General features: G+C 62.5%; 19 protein-coding genes and 1 tRNA gene. 8 read left to right on the forward strand and 12 right to left on the reverse strand.

Annotated elements, in window-relative coordinates:
- Positions 1–93 precede the first annotated feature (93 nt).
- A complete protein-coding gene (gene gltB / locus NKJ18_RS02730) occupies positions 94–4,845 on the reverse strand; it encodes a glutamate synthase large subunit (protein ID WP_352757777.1) in 4,752 nt (1,583 codons plus the stop codon).
- A gap of 509 nt (positions 4,846–5,354) precedes the next feature.
- Here gltB and NKJ18_RS02735 point away from each other — a divergent pair.
- Positions 5,355–6,404 (forward strand): threonine aldolase family protein, encoded by a 1,050-nt coding sequence (locus tag NKJ18_RS02735; RefSeq protein ID WP_023686416.1) that lies wholly within the window; start codon positions 5,355–5,357, stop codon positions 6,402–6,404.
- Between the two features lie 18 nt (positions 6,405–6,422).
- Positions 6,423–7,319, forward strand: a complete 897-nt coding sequence (locus tag NKJ18_RS02740) for an MBL fold metallo-hydrolase (RefSeq protein WP_023686417.1) — start codon at positions 6,423–6,425, stop codon at positions 7,317–7,319.
- Here the strand turns inward: NKJ18_RS02740 and NKJ18_RS02745 are convergent.
- A complete protein-coding gene (locus tag NKJ18_RS02745) occupies positions 7,316–8,080 on the reverse strand; it encodes a sulfite exporter TauE/SafE family protein (protein ID WP_023686418.1) in 765 nt (254 codons plus the stop codon). The genes NKJ18_RS02740 and NKJ18_RS02745 overlap by 4 nt on opposite strands.
- Positions 8,081–8,237: 157 nt before the next feature.
- Positions 8,238–8,705: an Hsp20 family protein gene (locus NKJ18_RS02750; RefSeq protein WP_023671202.1), complete on the reverse strand. Its 468-nt coding sequence runs from the start codon at positions 8,703–8,705 to the stop codon at positions 8,238–8,240.
- Positions 8,706–9,163: 458 nt separating this feature from the next.
- On the opposite strand from NKJ18_RS02750, the gene NKJ18_RS02755 reads away from it, so the two are divergent.
- The 4 genes from NKJ18_RS02755 to NKJ18_RS02770 all read left to right on the forward strand — a co-directional run bounded on the left by NKJ18_RS02755 (position 9,164) and on the right by NKJ18_RS02770 (position 11,655).
- The gene (locus NKJ18_RS02755; protein ID WP_023686420.1) at positions 9,164–10,123 is read left to right on the forward strand and encodes an alpha/beta fold hydrolase; all 960 of its coding nucleotides are present in this window, start codon (positions 9,164–9,166) and stop codon (positions 10,121–10,123) included.
- 161 nt (positions 10,124–10,284) lie between these two features.
- Positions 10,285–10,455 carry a hypothetical protein gene (locus NKJ18_RS02760; RefSeq protein WP_023683236.1) on the forward strand — a complete coding sequence of 57 codons (171 nt, stop codon included), beginning with the start codon at positions 10,285–10,287 and terminating at the stop codon, positions 10,453–10,455.
- A 3-nt stretch (positions 10,456–10,458) separates the two neighbouring features.
- Positions 10,459–10,698, forward strand: coding sequence for a DUF1127 domain-containing protein (locus tag NKJ18_RS02765; protein ID WP_023686421.1), 240 nt, complete (start codon positions 10,459–10,461; stop codon positions 10,696–10,698).
- Between the two features lie 126 nt (positions 10,699–10,824).
- On the forward strand, positions 10,825–11,655 hold the full coding sequence (locus NKJ18_RS02770) for a helix-turn-helix domain-containing protein (protein WP_023714041.1): 831 nt from the start codon (positions 10,825–10,827) through the stop codon (positions 11,653–11,655).
- A gap of 12 nt (positions 11,656–11,667) precedes the next feature.
- Here the strand turns inward: NKJ18_RS02770 and hisN are convergent, their stop codons facing one another.
- Together hisN and NKJ18_RS02780 are read right to left on the reverse strand one after the other, a co-directional pair.
- Positions 11,668–12,441 carry a histidinol-phosphatase gene (hisN, locus tag NKJ18_RS02775; protein ID WP_023671197.1) on the reverse strand — a complete coding sequence of 258 codons (774 nt, stop codon included), beginning with the start codon at positions 12,439–12,441 and terminating at the stop codon, positions 11,668–11,670.
- A gap of 337 nt (positions 12,442–12,778) precedes the next feature.
- A complete protein-coding gene (locus tag NKJ18_RS02780) occupies positions 12,779–13,720 on the reverse strand; it encodes an N-formylglutamate amidohydrolase (RefSeq protein ID WP_023704024.1) in 942 nt (313 codons plus the stop codon).
- 164 nt (positions 13,721–13,884) lie between these two features.
- On the opposite strand from NKJ18_RS02780, the gene cpdR reads away from it, so the two are divergent.
- Both cpdR and NKJ18_RS02790 read left to right on the forward strand, forming a co-directional pair.
- Positions 13,885–14,247, forward strand: coding sequence for a cell cycle two-component system response regulator CpdR (gene cpdR / locus NKJ18_RS02785; RefSeq protein WP_023671195.1), 363 nt, complete (start codon positions 13,885–13,887; stop codon positions 14,245–14,247).
- A gap of 115 nt (positions 14,248–14,362) precedes the next feature.
- Positions 14,363–14,437 (forward strand) — tRNA-Val (locus NKJ18_RS02790).
- A 107-nt stretch (positions 14,438–14,544) separates the two neighbouring features.
- Here NKJ18_RS02790 and NKJ18_RS02795 read toward each other — a convergent pair.
- The 7 genes from NKJ18_RS02795 to NKJ18_RS02825 all read right to left on the reverse strand — a co-directional run bounded on the left by NKJ18_RS02795 (position 14,545) and on the right by NKJ18_RS02825 (position 19,900).
- On the reverse strand, positions 14,545–14,832 hold the full coding sequence (locus NKJ18_RS02795; protein WP_245260022.1) for a DUF982 domain-containing protein: 288 nt from the start codon (positions 14,830–14,832) through the stop codon (positions 14,545–14,547).
- Positions 14,833–14,944: 112 nt separating this feature from the next.
- Positions 14,945–15,367, reverse strand: coding sequence for a DUF982 domain-containing protein (locus NKJ18_RS02800; RefSeq protein ID WP_348524324.1), 423 nt, complete (start codon positions 15,365–15,367; stop codon positions 14,945–14,947).
- Positions 15,368–15,432: 65 nt separating this feature from the next.
- On the reverse strand, positions 15,433–15,897 hold the full coding sequence (locus NKJ18_RS02805; protein WP_023671192.1) for an Hsp20 family protein: 465 nt from the start codon (positions 15,895–15,897) through the stop codon (positions 15,433–15,435).
- A gap of 407 nt (positions 15,898–16,304) precedes the next feature.
- Positions 16,305–16,511: a hypothetical protein gene (locus tag NKJ18_RS02810; RefSeq protein WP_352757778.1), complete on the reverse strand. Its 207-nt coding sequence runs from the start codon at positions 16,509–16,511 to the stop codon at positions 16,305–16,307.
- A gap of 81 nt (positions 16,512–16,592) precedes the next feature.
- Positions 16,593–17,561 (reverse strand): GDP-L-fucose synthase, encoded by a 969-nt coding sequence (gene fcl, locus NKJ18_RS02815; RefSeq protein ID WP_352757779.1) that lies wholly within the window; start codon positions 17,559–17,561, stop codon positions 16,593–16,595.
- Positions 17,562–17,570: 9 nt separating this feature from the next.
- Positions 17,571–18,641, reverse strand: a complete 1,071-nt coding sequence (gmd, locus tag NKJ18_RS02820; protein ID WP_023686427.1) for a GDP-mannose 4,6-dehydratase — start codon at positions 18,639–18,641, stop codon at positions 17,571–17,573.
- Between the two features lie 104 nt (positions 18,642–18,745).
- The gene (locus NKJ18_RS02825; RefSeq protein ID WP_023832920.1) at positions 18,746–19,900 is read right to left on the reverse strand and encodes a dihydrodipicolinate synthase family protein; all 1,155 of its coding nucleotides are present in this window, start codon (positions 19,898–19,900) and stop codon (positions 18,746–18,748) included.
- Between the last annotated feature and the right edge of the window lie 176 nt (positions 19,901–20,076).

A 20,076-nucleotide genomic window follows, 5' to 3' on the forward strand; every position in this document is an offset into this window, starting at 1 on the left:
CCCTTGAGGCAGCCGTGGCAACCTTGCATCCGAGGTCAAACTGTCGCTGAAAGTTCCGCCGGGAAGCCTGCGCCTCCCGGCAAGTCGAAAAACCTATTCCGCCGCCACGCCCATGCGCATGCGTTCCATCTCGATCAGCGCGCGGCGGTATTCGACCGGCATGATCTTGCGGAATTTCGGCCGGAAGGTCGTCCAGTCGTCGAGTATCTCGCGGCCGCGCACCGAACCGGTGAAATGGACGTGGTTCGAGATAAGCTGGTAGAGCCGTTCCTCGTCATGGGTGGTCATGTCGCCCGAGACGTCGACGCGACCCTTGTGGTCGAGGTCACCGCCATGATGCAGCAGCCTTTCCATCAGATCGTCTTCTTCCGGAACCGGCTCCAGCTCGACCATCGCCATGTTGCAGCGCGCGGCGAAATCGCCGGCCTCATCCAGAACATAGGCCACGCCGCCCGACATGCCGGCAGCGAAGTTGCGACCGGTCTGGCCGATGACGACGACGATGCCGCCGGTCATGTATTCGCAGCCATGATCGCCGACGCCTTCAACGACGGCGGCGACGCCCGAATTGCGCACCGCGAAGCGCTCGCCGGCGACACCTGCGAAATAGGCCTCGCCCTCGGTCGCGCCATAGAGGACGGTGTTGCCGACGATGATCGATTCCGCCGCGACGATCCTGGACTCCTCCGGCGGCCGGATGACGATGCGTCCGCCCGACAGGCCCTTGCCGACATAGTCGTTGGCCGCACCGACGAGATCGAACGAGATGCCGCGCGCCAGGAAGGCGCCGAACGACTGGCCGGCGGTGCCGGTCAGCTTCACCTGGATCGTGTCCTCGCGCAGGCCCTTGTGCCTGAAGCGCTTGGCGACTTCGCCCGACAGCATGGCGCCCGTGGAGCGATCGACATTGCGGATGTCGACCTCGATCTTGACCGGCTGCTTGCTTTCGAGCGCGGGCTTCGCCAGTTCGATCAGCTTGCGATCGAGTACATCGTCGATCGGGTGTTTCTGCCGTTCGGTCCAGTGCACCGCCTCATGCGGCGCGTCCGGCTTGAAGAACATCTTGCCGAAATCGAGCCCACGCGCCTTCCAATGCTGGATCATCTCGCGCTTCTCCAGCAGGTCGCTGTCGCCGATGATCTGGTCGATATGGGTGTAGCCCATCTCGGCCAGCAGCCCCCTCACCTCTTCCGCAACATAGAAGAAGAAGTTGACGACATGCTCGGGCGTGCCCTTGAAACGCTTGCGCAGAACCGGGTCTTGCGTCGCGACGCCGACCGGGCAGGTGTTCAAGTGGCACTTGCGCATCATGATGCAGCCGGCCGCGATCAGCGGCGCGGTCGAGAAGCCGAACTCGTCGGCACCGAGCAGCGCACCGATGATGACGTCGCGCCCCGTGCGCAAGCCACCATCGACCTGCAGTGCAACGCGCGAGCGCAGCCCGTTCAGCACCAGCGTCTGGTGCGTCTCGGCAAGGCCCATTTCCCATGGACTGCCGGCATGCTTGAGCGAGGTCAGCGGCGACGCGCCGGTGCCGCCATCATAGCCGGAGATGGTGATGTGGTCGGCGCGCGCCTTGGCGACGCCCGCCGCAACCGTACCGACACCGACTTCCGACACCAGCTTGACCGATACGTCGGCCGCCGGGTTGACGTTCTTCAGATCATAGATCAGCTGCGCCAGATCCTCGATCGAATAGATGTCGTGATGCGGCGGCGGCGAGATCAGGCCGACGCCAGGCGTCGAGTGCCGGACCTTGGCGATGGTGGCGTCGACCTTGTGGCCGGGCAGCTGGCCGCCCTCACCGGGCTTGGCGCCCTGCGCGACCTTGATCTGCATGACATCGGAATTGACGAGATACTCGGCGGTGACGCCAAACCGCCCCGAGGCGACCTGCTTGATCGCCGAACGTTCGGGGTTCTTGCCGCCGCCGGGCAGCGGCAGATAGCGGTCGGCCTCTTCGCCGCCCTCGCCGGTGTTCGACTTGCCGCCGATCTGGTTCATGGCGCGCGCCAGCGTCGTGTGTGCCTCGCGCGAGATCGAGCCGAACGACATCGCCCCGGTCGAGAAGCGCTTGACGATATCGGCCGCCGACATCACGTCCTCTATCGCCACCTTCTTGCGGCCGGTCTCTTCCGCAAGCTTGATCCTGAACAGGCCGCGTATGGTCTGGGCACGGGCCGTCTCGCTGTTGATCTGCGCGGAATACTCCTTGAACGTCTCCCACGAGCCCTGACGCACGGCGTGCTGCAAGGTGGCGACGGCGTCGGGCGACCACATATGGGCTTCGCCGCGCATGCGGTACATGTACTCACCGCCGACCTCGAGGCTGTTGCGCAGCACCGGATCGTTGCCGAAACCGTCGGTGTGGCGGCTGAGCGTCTCGGCCGCGACCTCGTCCAGGCCGACACCTTCGATCAGCGTCGCTGTGCCGGTGAAGTACTTCTCGACGAAATCCGACTTCAGCCCGATGGCGTCGAATATCTGCGCGCCGCAATAGGACTGATAGGTGGAGATGCCCATCTTCGACATCACCTTGAGGATGCCCTTGCCGATCGACTTGATGTAGCGCGAGACCACCTCGTAGGCGTCAACCTCAGCCGGCAGTTCGCCACGCTTGTGCATGTCGAGCAGCGTGTCGAAGGCAAGGTAGGGGTTGATCGCCTCGGCGCCGTAGCCGGCGAGACAGCAGAAATGATGCACTTCGCGTGGCTCGCCGGATTCGACGACCAGGCCGACCGCGGTGCGCAGACCCTTGCGGATCAGATGGTGGTGCACGGCAGCCGTCGCCAGCAGTGCCGGAATGGCGATACGGTCGGGACCGACCTGGCGGTCGGACAGGATGATGATGTTGTAGCCGCCGGCGACAGCGGCTTCCGCCCGCTCGCACAGACGCTCGACGGCGCCCTGCATGCCGGCCGCGCCCTCGCTCGACCCGTAGGTGATGTCGATGGTCTTGGTGTCGAAACGGTCCTCGGTGTGGCCGATCGAGCGGATCTTTTCCAGATCGCCATTGGTCAGGATCGGCTGGCGCACTTCGAGCCGCTTGCGGCGCGAATTGCCGACCAGGTCGAAGATGTTCGGCCGCGGCCCGATGAACGACACCAGGCTCATCACCAGCTCCTCGCGGATCGGGTCGATCGGCGGGTTGGTGACCTGGGCGAAATTCTGCTTGAAGTAGGTGTAGAGCAGCTTCGACTTGTCCGACATCGCCGAGATCGGCGTGTCCGTGCCCATCGAACCCACCGCTTCCTGGCCGGTGGTCGCCATCGGCGACATCAGCAGCTTGGTGTCTTCCTGGCTGTAGCCGAACGCCTGCTGGCGATCGAGCAGGCTGACATCCTTGCGCAGCGCGCGCGGCTCGACCGGCTTCAGATCCTCCAGGATCAGCTGCGTGTTGTTGAGCCAGGTCTTGTAGGGATGCCTGGTGGCGATCTCCGACTTGATCTCCTCGTCGGAAATGATGCGGCCCTTGGCGAGGTCGATCAGAAGCATGCGGCCAGGCTGCAGCCGCCACTTCTTGACGATCCTCTCCTCCGGCACCGGCAGCACGCCGGCTTCGGACGCCATGATGACGCGGTCGTCGTCGGTGACGATGTAGCGCGCCGGGCGCAGCCCGTTGCGGTCGAGCGTGGCGCCGATCTGGCGGCCGTCGGTGAAGGCGACCGCGGCCGGCCCGTCCCACGGCTCCATCAGGGCTGCATGGTATTCGTAGAAAGCCTTGCGGTCGGCATCCATCAGCTTGTTGCCGGCCCACGCTTCGGGGATCAGCATCATCATGGCATGGCTGAGGCTGTAGCCGCCCTGGAACAGGAATTCGAGCGCATTGTCGAAGCACGCCGTGTCGGACTGGCCGTCATAGGAGATCGGCCACAGCTTCGAGATGTTGTTGCCGAACAGTTCGGAATCGACCGAGGCCTGGCGCGCCGCCATCCAGTTGTTGTTGCCGCGCACCGTGTTGATCTCGCCATTATGCGCGACCATGCGGTAGGGGTGCGCCAGCTTCCAGGACGGGAAGGTGTTGGTCGAGAAGCGCTGGTGGACGAGGATCAGCGCGGTCTCGAAACGCGGATCCGACAAATCCTTGTAATAGGCGCCGACCTGGTAGGCCAGGAACATGCCCTTGTAGACAATGGTACGCGCCGATAGCGACACACAGTAGGCGCCGATATCCTTGTTGTTGTTCTCGGCGTAGATGCGGCCGGAAATCACCTTGCGCAGCAGGTACAGCCTGGCCTCATATTCCTCGTCATCTGGAATGTCTGATGTGCGGCCGATGAAGACCTGGCGATGGAACGGTTCGGAGGCCGCGATATCGGGCGCCTTCGACAGCGATGAATTGTCGACCGGCACGTCGCGAAAGCCGAGCAGCGGCAGCCCTTCTGACTGCGCCGATTCGGCGATGATCTCTTCGATATGGGCGCGCAGTGCCGCATCCTGCGGCATGAACCAGTGGCCGACGCCGTATTGGCCTGCCGCCGGCAGTTCGACGCCCTGGGCCGCCATCTCTTCGCGGAAGAAACGATCGGGGATTTGCACCAGCACGCCGGCGCCGTCGCCCATCAGCGGATCGGCGCCGACAGCGCCGCGATGCGTCAGGTTTTCGAGCACGAAGAGCCCGTCCTTGACGATCTGGTGCGACTTCACGTTCTTCATGTTGACGATGAAGCCGACGCCGCACGCGTCATGCTCGTTGCGCGGATCGTAGAGACCCTGCGCGGCCATACCGTTGCCGGTCAGGCCGTTGGTGGTTCGGCCTTCTTTGGTCAGAACGGTATTTTTAACGGCTGCCGCTTTCGTCTGCGCGGCCTGGCCGATAATCGCAGATGGCGTCAGTTCCGTCATCGTCCTGTCCTCCGATCCGGCCCCTTGCACGTCTAGCATTTGGGGCGCTGGTCTACCTTGGGAAGCGACTGGCTTCCGCTCTCATTCTTGCGGCACGTCTTTTCGAAATCCTTGGCGGACCGTGCGGTGCACCGCCGGTTCGTATCCGGTATCGTACAGGCCACAGCCGAGCCGTCTACCCGTCGCTCGCGGCAACGGCCGGAGTGGCCCAAATGATACGCCAATCCAGCCTGACTTGTGCGACAAAATAAGACAGCACTACTGTCCTAAATTTTTATGGCAGAAATCCTGGGCGCACACAAGACCGATTCACCAAATTCTTGGACGTTTGGCGACAGAAAATTACGTCGGGCGCTGTTGAAACGAAATTTCGGTCCCGGCACTCCTTCGTGATCGCCTTTGGCTTTACCGCTTTTTCAGCCCTTGGCCCTTGCGCGTCAAACCCCGAAACGGCCATGGTCGCGCTCTTGTCGCAACCAGACTTTCTCAACCAGGCAGGGACTTTCCTGATGTTCTTTGCATCCGACAACTGGGCGGGCGTCCATTCCAACATTGCCGCCGGGCTGTCAGCCAATGCTGGCGGCTTTTCGACCGCCTATGGCGATGGCGATCTCGACCGGGCCGTCTACCAGCGTTTCAGCGAGATCTTCGAACGCGAGGTCGCGGTGTTCTTCGTCGCTACCGGCACGGCGGCCAACTCGCTGTCCCTGGCCGCTTACAACAAGCCCGGCGGCATTTCCTTTGCGCACCGCGAATCGCACATCATCGAGGACGAATGCGGCGCGCCGGAATATTTCAGCGGCGGCTCGCGTCTCCATGCTGTCGACGGCGCCCTGGGCAAGATCGATCCGCACAACCTTGAACGCGCCGTCGCCCGTTTCGCACCCGAAATCGTCCATTGGGGACGCCCGACGGCCGTCTCGATCACCCAATCGACCGAAGTCGGCACAGTGTACGGGCTCGACGACATTTCCACCATTTCGGAGATCGCCAAACGCTTTTCCCTGCCGCTGCATATGGACGGCGCCCGTTTTGCCAACGCATTGGTCGCGCTTGAGACGACGCCGGCCGAAATGACCTGGAAGCGCGGCGTCGACATCGTCTCGTTCGGCGGCACCAAGAACGGCTGCTGGTGCGCCGAAGCGGTGGTGCTGTTCGATCTAGACCGCGCCAAGGAGTTGTCCTTCCTGCGCAAGCGCGCCGCACAGCTGTTCTCCAAGTCGCGCTTCATCGCAGCGCAGTTCGACGCCTACTTCACGGACGGCCTGTGGCTGGACACGGCCCGTCATGCCAATGCCATGGCCGCGCGCCTGGCGGCTGCGATCGAGGATTCGGCAACGGCGAAGCTCGCCTGGTTGCCGCAGGCCAACGAGGTGTTCGCGGTGATGAAAAAGGCGGAAGCCGAAAGGCTGCAATCCGTCGGCGCAGCCTTTTACGACTGGCACAGGCCGCACGGCTTCGACGGCCATGTCGGCGAGGACGAGTTGCTCTATCGCTTCGTCACCAGCTTTGCCACGACTTCAGATGAGGTCGATCGCTTCGGCCAGATGATCGCCTGAACCCGCGAGACCGCGCCAATGACAAAGCCACCTCTCGGCTCAACCATGCGGCTGGTTCGCCCGGCGCCAAACGTGCTCGGCTTCTACGATGGCCGCGTTGACGGCGTTCGCGCCTGGTCGGACGAGCCGAACTGGCTGGACGACGGCGCCTATGCCCTCGGCATCTGCACCTATGCGATCGTAGATGGTTCGCAGGCGCTTGTCTACGACACGCATATTTCGCTGCCTCACGCGCGCTTCATCAGGCAGACGCTCGAAGACATGGGCGCAACATCGATCCGGGTCGTGCTCAGCCACTGGCATGACGATCATATTGCCGGCAATGAGGTGTTTCAGGATTGCGAGATTATCGCCAACACGCTCACCGCCTCGGCGCTCGCGAACAACCGGGCTGAGATCGAAAGCGGTGTTCCACCGATCAAGCCTCTCGTGCTGCCGAACAGGACCTTCGCAGGCAGTCTTGACCTCGCCGTTGGATCGATCGCCGTCGAACTGCGTCAGGTCGAAATCCACAGCCATGACGGCACGGTGCTGTTCATGCCCGAAACCGGCCTGCTCCTGGCGGGCGACACGCTCGAGGATCCGATCACCTATGTCAGCGAGGCGGATCGGCTGGCGCAACATCTGGTCGATCTCGAACGCATGAGCGGGTGGCCGATAGACCGCATCTTGCCCAATCACGGCTCGCTCGAAGCGATTGAGCGAGGCGGCTACGACAAAGGCCTCATCGCCGCCACGCAAGCCTACGTTCAAAAACTGCTTCGCTGCCGGCGTGAGCCTGATCTTGCGAAGCAGGATCTGAAAACCTTCGGCGCCGACATATTCGCCACGGGCGCGGTCGAGTACTTCGCGCTGTACGAGCCCGTCCACCGGCAAAACATCGAGGCCGTTCTCGCAACCGGCACCGGTCGCTAAGCAAGGAAAGGCCGCGCCAAAAGCTCGAGGCCAAGCAAGATCAGGAAAACAAGAAACCAGCGCCGGAAGGTCGCCGGGCTGATCCGCTGCCGGAGCAACTGTCCGAGCCACATGCCGAGCAAGGCCGGCGCAACCGCCAGCGACGACATGGCGACATGCCCGACCTGGAACGCGCCGTGCGAGGCAAGGCCGGCAGCGAGCGCGATCGTCGACACGGTGAAGGACAGGCCGAGCGCCTGGATCAGATCGTCACGGCTCAAGCCCAGCGCCTGAATGTAAGGTACAGCGGGCACGACGAACACGCCGGTGCCGCCGGTGACGATGCCGGTAAGGAAACCGACGATGGGCGACGACCAGCGCTCGGCTGACGCGGGAACCGTCAACTGCCGCGCCAGCAGCGTATAGACGGCATAGACGATCAGCGCCGCCCCGAGGCCGGCCGTCGTCCATTTGACATTGTCGCTGGCCAGCAGCCATGAGCCGGCCAGCGTGCCGGCGACGATGCCGACCATCATCAGCCACAGCCGCCTGAGGATCCATCCGAAGCTCGGGCCGGCAAACAGCTGCCAGATATTGGTGACGAAGGACGGCACGATCAGCAGCGAAGCCGCGGCGACCGGCGGCATGATTGTGCCCAGCAGCCCCATCGCCAACGTCGGCAGTCCCATACCGGTAACGCCCTTGACGATGCCGGCCAGCAGGAAGGTCACCGCAATGGTTGCCGTTAGGGCCAGGGAAAAATCAGCCGAAAGATCAGACATCGCCCTTCATGGGAAGACGGCGCCCGCCGCAAAAGAGCCAGAACTCTTCGGTTGGGGTGACAGAGGCTGCGGCGAAAAAAAGCGGCGCCTCGCGGCGCCGCTTTCGTCTCGGGAGGAGACGCTTTCAACCTTGGGCGTTGTGACGCCGCCGTCTTGATCACGCGGCGTTCTTGGCCTCGATCTGCTTGGCGTTGGCCGAAGAGGCGGTAATCGCGATCTTGCGCGGCTTCAGCTCCTCGGGGATGTTGCGCTTAAGGTCGACGAAAAGCAGGCCGTTCTTCAGGGTGGCGCCGACGACCTCGACATGGTCGGCAAGCTGGAAGCGGCGCTCGAACGAACGCGAGGCAATGCCGCGGTAGAGCAGCTCGGAGCCTTCGCCATTGCCCTCTTCCTTGCGCTCACCCTTGACGGTCAGCACGTTGCGGTGGGCTTCGATCGAAATCTCTTCGTCCGAGAAGCCGGCAACCGCCATCGAGATGCGATAGGCGTCCTCGCCGGTGCGCTCGATGTTGTAGGGCGGATAGGTCTGCGCGCCATCGGGCTGGGCCAGCGAGTCGAGCATGGTGAACAGGCGGTCGAAGCCGACGGTCGAGCGATAGAGCGGGGAAAAATCAACGTGACGCATGAGGTGTTCTCCTGTTGAGCAACATGTTTGCGTGTGGCCGGTGCGAAACCCTGGAAAGGCGTTTCGGGTGGACCAGCAGCCCCGACATCGGCGGCTGCATCCGACATTTGGGGAGCGCAAAAGCGCATTTCAAGGATTTTTGAAGAGCGCCAATCGAGGCGTCGATGAACGGCAGATGAACCGCTGCTTCGGCGCCCGTTCAGCCGGCCGGCGCTAGAGTGCCCCCAGGATAAAGAACCAGGCGGCGCCGGATGAAAGCGCCGCGACGAGGCCGACCGGGTGTAACGTCCCTTCCTCCCGGATCGACAGAGGCCGGAAGCACGCCGCCGCAGGCTGCTTCCGGCCTTGCTTGTCGTTCGTCCGCCCCCTTGGCGTCCTCCCTTTGCTTTTCATCCATTGGCGTCTATCACCATGCCGACGCCCTGCCGGGTGAGACACCACGAAGACGCAAGCGCCTAATGACGGATCTCTTCCATCCCACGCCAGGCAATCCGCCGCCGCAAAATGTCGCCGGCGGCTTTTTCACCACGCGCGACGGCAAGAAGATCCGCTACGGCCTGTTTGCCGCGATCACCCGGCCGCTGAAAGGCACCGTCGTGCTGCTGCCCGGCCGCAACGAGTGCATCGAGAAGTATTTCGAAACCATCCGCAACCTGACCGACCGCGGCCTCGGCGTCGCCACGCTCGACTGGCGCGGCCAGGGCGATTCCGACCGGCTGATCGCCGATCCGCAACGCGGCTATGTCCGCTCTTTCTACGATTACACCGGCGACCTCGAACAGTTCTTCGAGGATATCGTGCTGCCCGACTGCCGCGGCCCGTATTACATCCTCGCCCATTCGATGGGCGCCGTGATCGCGCTGCTCGCGGCGCCGTCGATGGTCAACCGGGTGCGTCGCATGGTGCTGATTGCGCCTTTCCTGACGGTGCCCGACTCGCCCGTGTCGGCAAAAACCGCGCGCCGCGTCTGCTCGATATTGTGCTTTCTCGGCCTCGGCCGGCTCTACGCCGCCTGGGGTCCGCGTCCCAGGGAAACCCTGCCCTTCGCCCTCAACAAGGTGACATCGGACCCCGGGCGCTATCAGCGCAACACGAAAATCTACGAGCACTATCCGCAACTGGCGCTCGGCGGGCCGACGATCCGCTGGCTGCAGGCGGCAATCAAGGCAGGCGAAGCCATCAGTGAGCCCGACTTCATGGCCAGGATCCAGGTGCCGCTGCTGATGATCGCCGCCGGCGCCGATCAGGTCGTCTCGACCAAGGCCGTGGAAGCCTATGCCAGGCGTCTGCGCCTCGGCTCGCTGCTGATGATCGATGGCTCGAAACACGAGATCCTGCAGGAGGCCGATGTCTATCGCGAGCAGTTGCTCGCCGCCTTCGACGCCTTCATACCCGGCAACGACGACCCAACAGCCTGATGCCGCCGGCGCTGCATGTTGCGGCGCCTTGAGCTTGCGCCTGCTGACAGCCTTCTGTCAGGAGCAGCGCCGGCAGCACCCAAAGAGCTAAAGATTCTGACAGCCGGTGCCGCCCCGGAATGCTCATCTCTCCGCATACTGAACGCCAAGGGGATGACGTCATGACCGAGAAAACCTGCGCTGCCTGCGATTGCCAGCTGGACGCCAACCCGATCCGCGTCAAGGTCGGCGGCAAGACCGTCGAGGTCTGCTGCGAGGAATGCGCGATTGCGCTGAACGAAGCCGGCGCCTCAGTGGCCGGCGCATCAGTGGCCGGCAACGGGGAAGCCTGAGCGATGCGCCCCGATCATGCAGCGGCGGCGCAATGCCTCGCACATCAGCCGACAACTCAAACCGCGACGTTCCGGCGGTCCTTGCGGACACAAGGCATCGCGGCGGCCAACTGGATCGGCCGTCAACTGGAAAGGCGCCGAAGCCGCCTTGCCTTGCTCGAAATGACCGACGAACAGCTCAAGGACATCGGCCTGTCGCGCAGCGACGCTCACTGCGAATACATGCGCCGTTTGTGGGACTGAGCCATGGCCGTTACGAAGGGCCCGACAGGTGAAGTCTCCTGACAGGTTTGGACAAGCCAATCGCCTAATGTGCCGGAGCAGCTTTCGGCGCAAGGGTAGAATGCAACGGCCATGTCTCAGCTCACCATGTCGCAGTTCACGGTACAGACGCTTCTGGACACCGGCACCGTCAGGGTGAGGGATGTCCTCTGCAGCGGCGAATGCCGGCACAAGAGCGAAGAAGAGTGCACCGCTGCCACGCATCTTGTGTTTCCCTATCGCGGCGTCTTCGTGCGCCATGTCGGCCGCAACGATGCGGTCGCCGAAGCCAACCAGTTGTTGTTCTTCAACAACGCCGAAGGCTACCGGATCAGCCATCCCGTCGAGGGTGGCGATTCCTGCCTCGATCTCGTTATCGAGGAGGCGCAACTGCAGGAGTTGACGCCGAAGGAGCAGTTGCGCTCGGGCAGCGCCGTGGCGTTTCGTCGTCAGCGCCGCCGCATCGACCCGCGGGCTCAGGCGCTGGTGGCGGTGCTGCGCCACAGCCTGAGCCGCAACATTGCCGAAACGCTGGAGGCCGAAACCCTGGCGCTGACGCTGGTGCGGCGCTCCCTCGGCGAGCGCACCTCGCATGCCGCCGGCGCCAGCGCTGGCCGGCAGAAGCTGGTCGATCGCGCCAAGCTCGTCCTGTCCTCGGATCTTTCGCGGCGCTGGACGCTGGCCGAGATCGCCGCTGAAGTCGGGGTATCACCGGTTTATCTCACGCAGGTTTTCCAGCAGGTCGAGGCGATGCCGCTCTATCGCTACCATCTGCGCCTGCGGCTGGCGCGCGCGCTCGACCTGCTTGGCCGCTACGACAATCTGACCACGCTCGGCCTGGACCTCGGCTTCTCCAGCCACAGCCATTTCAGCTCAGCGTTCAGGCAGGTCTACGGGCGAACGCCGGCGGAATTCCAGCGCTCGATCAAGCCGCGCTGATCGGGTCGACTATCAGCCCCGCAGGGCTGCCATTGCAGCCGCATGAAGCTCCGGCGTTGCGGCGGCCAGGATGTCGCCGCCCTTTTCCGCCGGACCGCCCTCGAATGTGGTGACGACGCCGCCGGCCTTTTCGATGATCGGGATCAGCGCCACGATGTCGTAGGGTTTCAATCCGGGATCGGCGACGATGTCGACGCTGCCGGACGCGATCATGGCAAAGGCGTAGCAATCGGCTCCGTAGCGGGCGAGCTGGATCTGTTTCTCGAACGCGTCGTAGCGGGTGCGCGCCTCGCCCTTGAAAAGCGCCGGCGTGGTGGTGAACAAGGTCGCCTCGTCAAGCTTCGTCCTCTTGCGGGTCGACAGCTTCCGCGGCCCACCGGGGCCTTCGTAGTGGGAGCCGGAAGCGTTGGCGTAGAACAGCTCGCCGGTGAACGGCTGCGCCATCATGCCGGCGACGGCGTCACCGTCGACCGTCAATCCGACCAGCGTTCCCCACACCGGCAAGCCTGAGATGAAGGCGCGGGTACCATCGATCGGATCGATCACCCAGACATGCCTTGAGGAGATGTTTTCGCTGCCATGTTCTTCGCCAAGGATACCGTGATCGGGATACTCAGCCGAGATCAGCGCCCGAATGGCGCGCTCGGCCTCGCGGTCGGCCTCGGTGACCGGGTCGAAACTGCCTTTTTCCTTGTTGGCCACCGCGCCCTGTGCGCGGAAACGCGGCAAGGTTTCAGCCGCCGCCGCTTGCGCGATCCGGCGCATGAAATCGATGCTGATGTCCACGTGATTCTCCCGCATTGCAGAGTGCCAACCCGGTCTGCCGGCACTTTCCCGCCAAAACAAGCCGGTTTATCGATTTATCAGAGACATCAGCGTTGCCGAAATGTCACACATCGGGACCATCGAAACGCATTTCCACATCAGAGTGAATTAAAAAAGCGTGGGATCGATTGACATTTGTGCATCGCACAATAAATTTGTTCTCGGACAGGTTTTCCTGTCCATGCCCTCCTTGGGCGTTTCCTCCCTAGACTTCGACCGTGTCGTGCAAACGATGCGGTCTTTTTTTACGCTGCGGGATGGCCAGCGCGGGATTGCATGAACAGCCGCCGCTCCGGCGTCATTCGGCGGCCAGCGGCAGGTCGATGAAGTGGTGGTCGGGCATCGCCATCAGGTCGGCCGAAAAGCGCGCCATATCGTCGGCCAGCGCATCGAAGCCGGCCGATTTCTGGAACGTCCGCTCATTCATGTAGAGGCCGCGATTGACCTCGATCTGCAGCGCATGCAGATGGCGCGCCGGCCGGCCGTAATGCTCGGTGATGAAACCGCCTGCATAGGGTTTGTTGTGGGCGACGGTGTAGCCCATGCCGATGAGCAGGCCGATCGCCGTCTCGGTCAGGGCCGCCGTGGCCGAGATGCCGAAACGGTCGCCGACGATGAAATCCGGCCGCAGGCCGCTGTCGCCCACCCTGATGCTCGCCGGCATCGAATGGCAGTCGATCAGCACGGCATAGCCGAACCTGGCATGGGTTCTGGTCAATAGCCGCTTCAGCGTCTCGTGATAGGGTTTGTAGACCGCCTCTATGCGCTGGACGGCCTCCGCCAGCGGCAGACGGCCGGAATAGATGTCGAGCCCCTCGCCCACCAGCTTGGGCACGGTGCCGAGCCCGCCGGCGACACGCGCCGAGCGGATGTTGCAGAAGGACGGCACCGGCTCGGCGAACATGCGCGGGTCGAGTTCCCAGGGTTCGCGGTTGACGTCGAGGTAAGCGCGCGGAAAATTCGCCGCCAGCATCGGCGCGCCCAGCACCACCGCGCTGCCGAACAGCTCGTCGACATAGCAATCCTCGGAGCGGCGGATGGCGTTCCGGTCGAGCCGCGCCATGGCCAGGAAGCGGTCTGGATAATAGCGGCCGCTATGCGGTGAGTTGAAGACGAAGGGAACGCGCTGCTCGGCGCCCGATCGGATTTCGAAGGGTGGAACGACCGAAAAATCTTCGGCTGCCGTCGTCAATTTGAACGAACCCGGAAACAGCAATGCATCATGATGGGAAACTGCCACCTCATCGGCCGCATGTCCAGCATTTCGGCATGTCAGGAACCGCGTCAAATCAGGATTAATGCCGCCAACGTTCACTTGATGTTTACCGTCAGCTCCTCATATACAGGATGGTTAACGGGCTTGCCGGACGGCAGGCTTGGCTGGGGTGATTCGGACGGGACAAGATGGCACGCATTCTGCTGGCGGAAGACGACGACGACATGCGCCGGTTCCTGGTCAAGGCACTGGAGCGGGCCGGCTACCACGTCAGCGATTTCGACAATGGCGCCAGCGCCTACGAGCGGCTGCGCGAAGAACCTTTCTCCCTGCTGCTGACCGATATCGTCATGCCGGAGATGGACGGCATCGAACTCGCCCGCCGCGCCACCGAGATCGATCCCGACCTCAAGGTGATGTTCATCACCGGTTTCGCGGCCGTCGCGCTCAACCCCGATTCCAAGGCGCCGAAAGACGCCAAGGTGCTGTCCAAGCCCTTCCACCTGCGCGATCTCGTCAACGAGGTCGAAAAAATGCTGCAGGCCGCCTGAAGCGCGCACAGTGTGATCTCGCCGCTTCGTCGGCGGCGCGACAAAACGAGCCTTTCTTTCCCTTTTCCGGCTATTGACGCGCTGGACCAAAAATGGTGTATGCGCGGCTTCGGATGGGCGTGTAGCTCAGCGGGAGAGCACTGCATTGACATTGCAGGGGTCACAGGTTCAATCCCTGTCACGCCCACCATCCTTTCGATCACTTGGCCAAGCCCGTTTTTGGCGCACCCCTTCGACAACTTAGCCGGTAAGGCGGCCACCGCTTGTGGCAGCCGCCTCGTTCAAACGCGACGCGCTTTAGACGTGGTGCGGGCTTAGCGTCCTTGAAGGCGCAGGCTCGATGCCGTCCTCCATAAGAATATCCTTCTTGCGAGCGAACGCGACGAAGACGCCTCGTGCTGTCTCGGGTTCCACATCACCAATCAGAGCGGCTTTGCAAGCGCGAATAGCAGCTCTCTGCTCCGGGCTGTTGCCACACCATTCGGCTGCGAATTGATAAGCATCCGCGACCGTGTTGAGTTGGCGGGGAAAGCCCAATCCCACCCACACCCGGACTGGCTTTTCAAAAGGTTTCGATAGCATCATGACCTCCTTTCCTAATGCATGTCACCCAGAAGTGTGCCGCGGGTCTGGGACAACGACATGCATCAAAACAAAGACTTAAAGCGTGTCGCATGAATCCGTTTCGCGACGCGCTTTAGGCAGTCACTCCTCCGCCTTCGCCACCTCTGCCCATCATCCACGGCATTGTCGTGGATACTTCCTCAAGGATTCTGGCTGCTTTCGCAAAACCGCTGAACGCGTCTCTGGCTGCGGAAAGCGGATAATCGCTATCGAAAGCTCGCTGGCAGGCCCGCAATGCGGTTTGGTGAATGGGGCCGCGCCTGTCCTTCGGCCATTCATAGAGGAACTCCAGAGCGTCCTCGAGACACGTGATTTCCTGAACAAGGTTGTCGCCGCTTTTCACGAAAACGGCGCTGTCGAACATCCGATCGTTCATATGATCCTCCAAATCGAACGAACCATTGAGTTTCATGGTTTGCGCGGTCCAGGCCAACTGCGGGCGCGCGACAGAGGCGCGCCAGTACGTCCTGCAGTGATCATCTTCGTTTCTCCGCAATCACAGCCTCCCGGCCGAAAACCGGGAGGCGGACCCGCAGTTCAAAGTGTGACAGATCGACAGGATTACGCGGCTTTACGCGCGCGGTCCGTGTCTTGCGTGATCTGAGTGGCGGCCGTCGGCGTGTCGCCCACGCCGATGCTGATGCGGCGCGGCTTCAGCTCTTCGGGAATCTCGCGGACGATGTCGATCGAGAGGAGGCCATTCTCCAGTTTGGCTGCCTTGATCTTCATGTGGTCGGCAAGCTTGAACGTCTGCCTGAAACTGCGATAGGCGATGCCCTGGTGCAGCAGCTGGCGTCCGCTCTGATCATCAGCTTTCTGGCCTACCACGACCAGTTCGGGTCCATGCTGGGTCAGCTCAACCTCATCCTGGCTGAAGCCTGCGATGGCCATCGAGATACGGTAATCGTTCTCGTCGACCTTCTCGATGTTATAGGGCGGCCAGTCTGGACGCGTGCCGCTGTCGAGCATGTCGAAAAGCCGGTCGAAACCGACGGTGGTCCGATAGAGGGTATCAAAGGTTCTCATAGCCACATCCTCCTTGAAGCAACATGGGTACAAGGACGCCGCCCCGTGCGGCGCCGCCATTTTTTGCCGAGCCTTATGGCCTTGGCGGAAATCGAATTAGGAGGCGCCCCAAATGAGTTCAAGAGCATCTCGATTTTTTTTTAGTAGCATCCTTCGCATCGACGGAAAGCGAAATCTGAGTTTCTACGGGACCTTCCCTTCGAACAGTCGAACAGCCCCTTGAAGTACAGATCCGGCGGGAAGTTTTCGCGCGATCTGCGCGACCGCATCGTCTACTGCCCTGCCGTCCCGTTTCGTATTCAAATGCCGGCCAGCAAGGAACCGGGTAGCGGCCTTCCGATCCGTAAATCCACCCTGTCGGGGGACGAAACGTCCCGGCACGTGCCGGGACGTTTCTGGCTCGCGGATCACTGTGGCCGCGGATCGGGCCTGTCGGGCCTGTCATGAGGGGCGTTGCTGCCTTCACGGCACGGGGTGCCGATGCCGCAGCATTTGCCGTTGTAGGTGACACCGGGCTTGGTCTTCTCGCATTCCCTCGGCGGTGCCGTCTGACACCCTGCCAGCACCGAAACCGCGATGGCGGCGAGAAATGCGTTTCTTGAAGTGATAAACATTGACGTTCTCCTTGATGGACCGTGTTTGCTACACACCGCTTGGTCGCGGGCGGCAGCGAAATGGTTCAAGGAAAATTGGAATCAGGCCGCGCCGAGGCGGACATCACCCTTCTCAACATGGTTGAGAAACCACGCATATGTCTGTTCCAATCCACCGCGAAGCGCGTAGCGCGGGCGCCATCCCGTCGCAAACAGCCGCGAAACATCCATCAACTTGCGCGGCGTGCCATCTGGCTTGGTCGTATCGAAGGCGATATCAGCCTCGACGCCGGCGACCGATGCGACGGTCTGGGCAAGCTCGGCAATGGTGACATCCTCGCCCGAACCGACATTGACGTGGCTGTCGCCGGCATAATTCTTCAACAGCCAGACCAAGGCATCGGCGGCGTCGTCGACATGCAGGAATTCACGCCGTGGCGTGCCCGAGCCCCAGACCTCGAGGCTGTTGCCGCCGCTCAGCGCCAGCGCATGCGCCTTTCGCATCAGGGCCGGCACGACATGGCTGGACTGGAGATCGAAATTGTCGCCAGGACCGTAAAGGTTGGCCGGCATCGCCGAGATGTAGTCGACGCCATGCTGGCGCCGATAGGCCTGGCACAGTTTGAGCCCGGCGATCTTGGCGATCGCATACCATTCATTGGTCGGCTCGAGCGGACCGGTCAGCAGCGCGTCTTCCCTGATCGGCTGCGGCGCGAGCTTTGGATAGATGCAGGACGAGCCGAGAAACAAAAGCTTGCCGACCTCGCTGCGAAAGGCGCCGTCAATGACATTGCCCTGCATAACCAGGTTTTGCTGCAGGAAATCGACAGGGAACCGGTCATTGGCCAGGATACCGCCGACTTTGGCGGCCGCCATCACCACCGCATCCGGCCTGTGCTCGGCCATCCAGCGCCGCACCCCTGCCTGGTCAAGCAGGTCGAGCCCGTCGCGCGATACGGTGAGTATCTCGCAGTCCTCGCTCGCCAGCCGGCGCACGACGGCCGAACCGACCATGCCGCGATGCCCGGCGACGAAGACACGCTTGCCTTTCAGATCAAATGTCGCGTCCATGAACCTGCCTCACGCAGAACGGCTGTTCTGCCGCGTGCCGCCGGCGGTGCGCGCCAGATCGGCCTGCACCATTTCCGCCACCAGATCCCTGAAGCCGGTCGTGTGCGACCACCCCAGCCTGGCTTTGGCCTTGGCGGGGTCGCCGAGCAGCAGGTCGACCTCGGTCGGCCGGAAATAGCGCGGATCGATGCGCACCAGGACAGTGCCCGAACCGGCATCGACACCGACTTCATCGACACCCTCGCCTTGCCAGCGGATGGTGCGTCCGGTCTCGGCAAAAGCCAGTTCGACGAATTCGCGCACCGAATGCGCCTCACCGGTCGCCAGCACGAAATCGTCGGCTTCACTGTGCTGCAGAATGCGCCACATGCCCTCCACATAGTCGCGCGCATGGCCCCAGTCACGCTTGGCGTCGAGATTGCCGAGATAGAGCGTGGCCTGAAGGCCGTGATGGATCGAGGCGACGGCCCGCGTGATCTTGCGGGTGACGAAGGTTTCGCCGCGTGTCGGGCTTTCGTGGTTGAACAGGATTCCGTTGGCGGCGAACATGCCGTAAGCCTCGCGGTAGTTGACCGTGATCCAGTAGGCGTAAAGCTTGGCCGCGGCATAGGGCGAGCGCGGATGGAAGGGCGTCGCCTCGCTTTGCGGGACCTCGCGCGCCTTGCCGTAAAGCTCCGACGTCGATGCCTGATAGAAGCGCACCGACTTCTCCAGGCGCAGGATGCGGATCGCCTCGAGCAGCCTGAGTGTTCCCAGCGCATCGGCATTGCCGGTGTATTCCGGCGTCTCGAAACTCACCTGGACATGACTCTGGGCGCCGAGATTGTAGATCTCACCGGGCTGTGTCTCCTGCACCAGGCGAATAAGGTTGGTCGCGTCGGTCAGGTCGCCATAATGCAGGAAGAAACGCGCACCGCGCTCGTGCGGATCGACATAGATGTCGTCAACGCGCTCGGTGTTGAACGAGGACGAGCGGCGTTTGACGCCATGGACAATATAGCCCTTCTGCAGAAGCAATTCTGCGAGATAGGCCCCGTCCTGCCCGGTAACCCCGGTGATGAGCGCCACTTTTTCCGTCATTGCCGCTCCGTCCGCATCCAATCCCGGCAACCGAATACAGATTTGGCGCGAGAACGCAAATCCCCCATACGGGGGACAGGTTTCAGCCAGCGATTGTGTCGTTCTCAGGCACCTGCAACCGCGCAGAAATGCTTCATCCTGGCCAGCGCAAGCTCGGGATCGGCGAGCAACCCTGCCTGGTCGGCAAGGCGGAAGATGTCGGCATAGTGCAGGATGCCGCGCGCCGACTGCATGCCGCCGACCATGGCGAAATGGTCCTGATGGCCGTTGAGCCAGGCAATGAAGACGATGCCGGCCTTGTAATACTCCGTCGGCGCCTCGAAGATCTTGCGCGACAACGGCACTGTCGGCGCCATCAGCGCGTCAAAGCCGGCGCGGTCGCCGTCAGCCAGTTTCGCGAGCGCCGCACTGGCGACCGGCGCGATGGCGTCGAATATGCCGAGCAAGGCGTGCGAGTGCCGCTTCCCGTCGCCGGCAATCAGTTCGGGATAGTTGAAATCATCGCCGGTGAACATGACGACGCCTTCCGGCAACCGGTTGCGCAAGGCAACTTCCTTGCCGGCATCGAGCAGGGAAATCTTTATCCCCTCGACCTTGCCGGCATGGCGCTCGATGATGGCGACGACGGTGTCGAGCGCGGCCTCGAAATTGCCGCTGCCCCAATAACCTTTCAGTGCAGGATCGAACATGTCGCCCAGCCAGTGCAGGATGACCTTGCCGGATGCCTGGCTGAGGATGCGATCGTAGACCCTGATATAGTCGTCCGGACCCTTTGCGACCGCTGCCAGCGCCCGGCTGGCCATCATGATCGCCTTGCCGCCCTCGCCTTCAATGAAAGCGAACTGCTCCTCATAGGCGGCGATCACATCTTCGAGTGATCTCGAATTGGCCGGCGCCAGATGATCGGTGCCGGCGCCCGAGGCGAGGTCTGCGCCTTCGACGCTGTGCGCCTCGGCGATCGAGCGCCGGATCAATTCCTGCGCATTCGCCCAGTCGAAACCCATGCCGCGCTGCGAGGTGTCCATCGCCTCGGCGATGCGGAAGCCAAGCCGCCACAAATGATGCCGAAACGCCATCGTCTTGTCCCAGTCGACCGCAGGCTTCGACCAGGGGTCGGTCATCGCGAAAGGGTCGGCGACGACATGGGCCGCGGCATAGGCGATGCGCGGGAAAACCGCACCGATTACGGGCTCGACCGGACTGCCCGCGAGCTTGTAGCTGACGCGGCCGCCATTCTGCGTAGGCAGGGTGATATCCATGGCAACCTCCGTTTTCGGCACCCTATAAATGGAACGTTCCAATAAATCAAGGAAATTTATGATTCCGGCGAGTGAACCGGGCCAAACGTTGAAGAAGGCAAGAGTCCTTGCTTGGAGCCTCATTCATCACCTTTTCGATCTCCGCAAGAATCCCGATTGACTCTCGTTTGGCAGAG

Source organism: Mesorhizobium sp. M0217, assembly GCF_040321955.1.
Classification (GTDB): Bacteria; Pseudomonadota; Alphaproteobacteria; order Rhizobiales; family Rhizobiaceae; genus Mesorhizobium.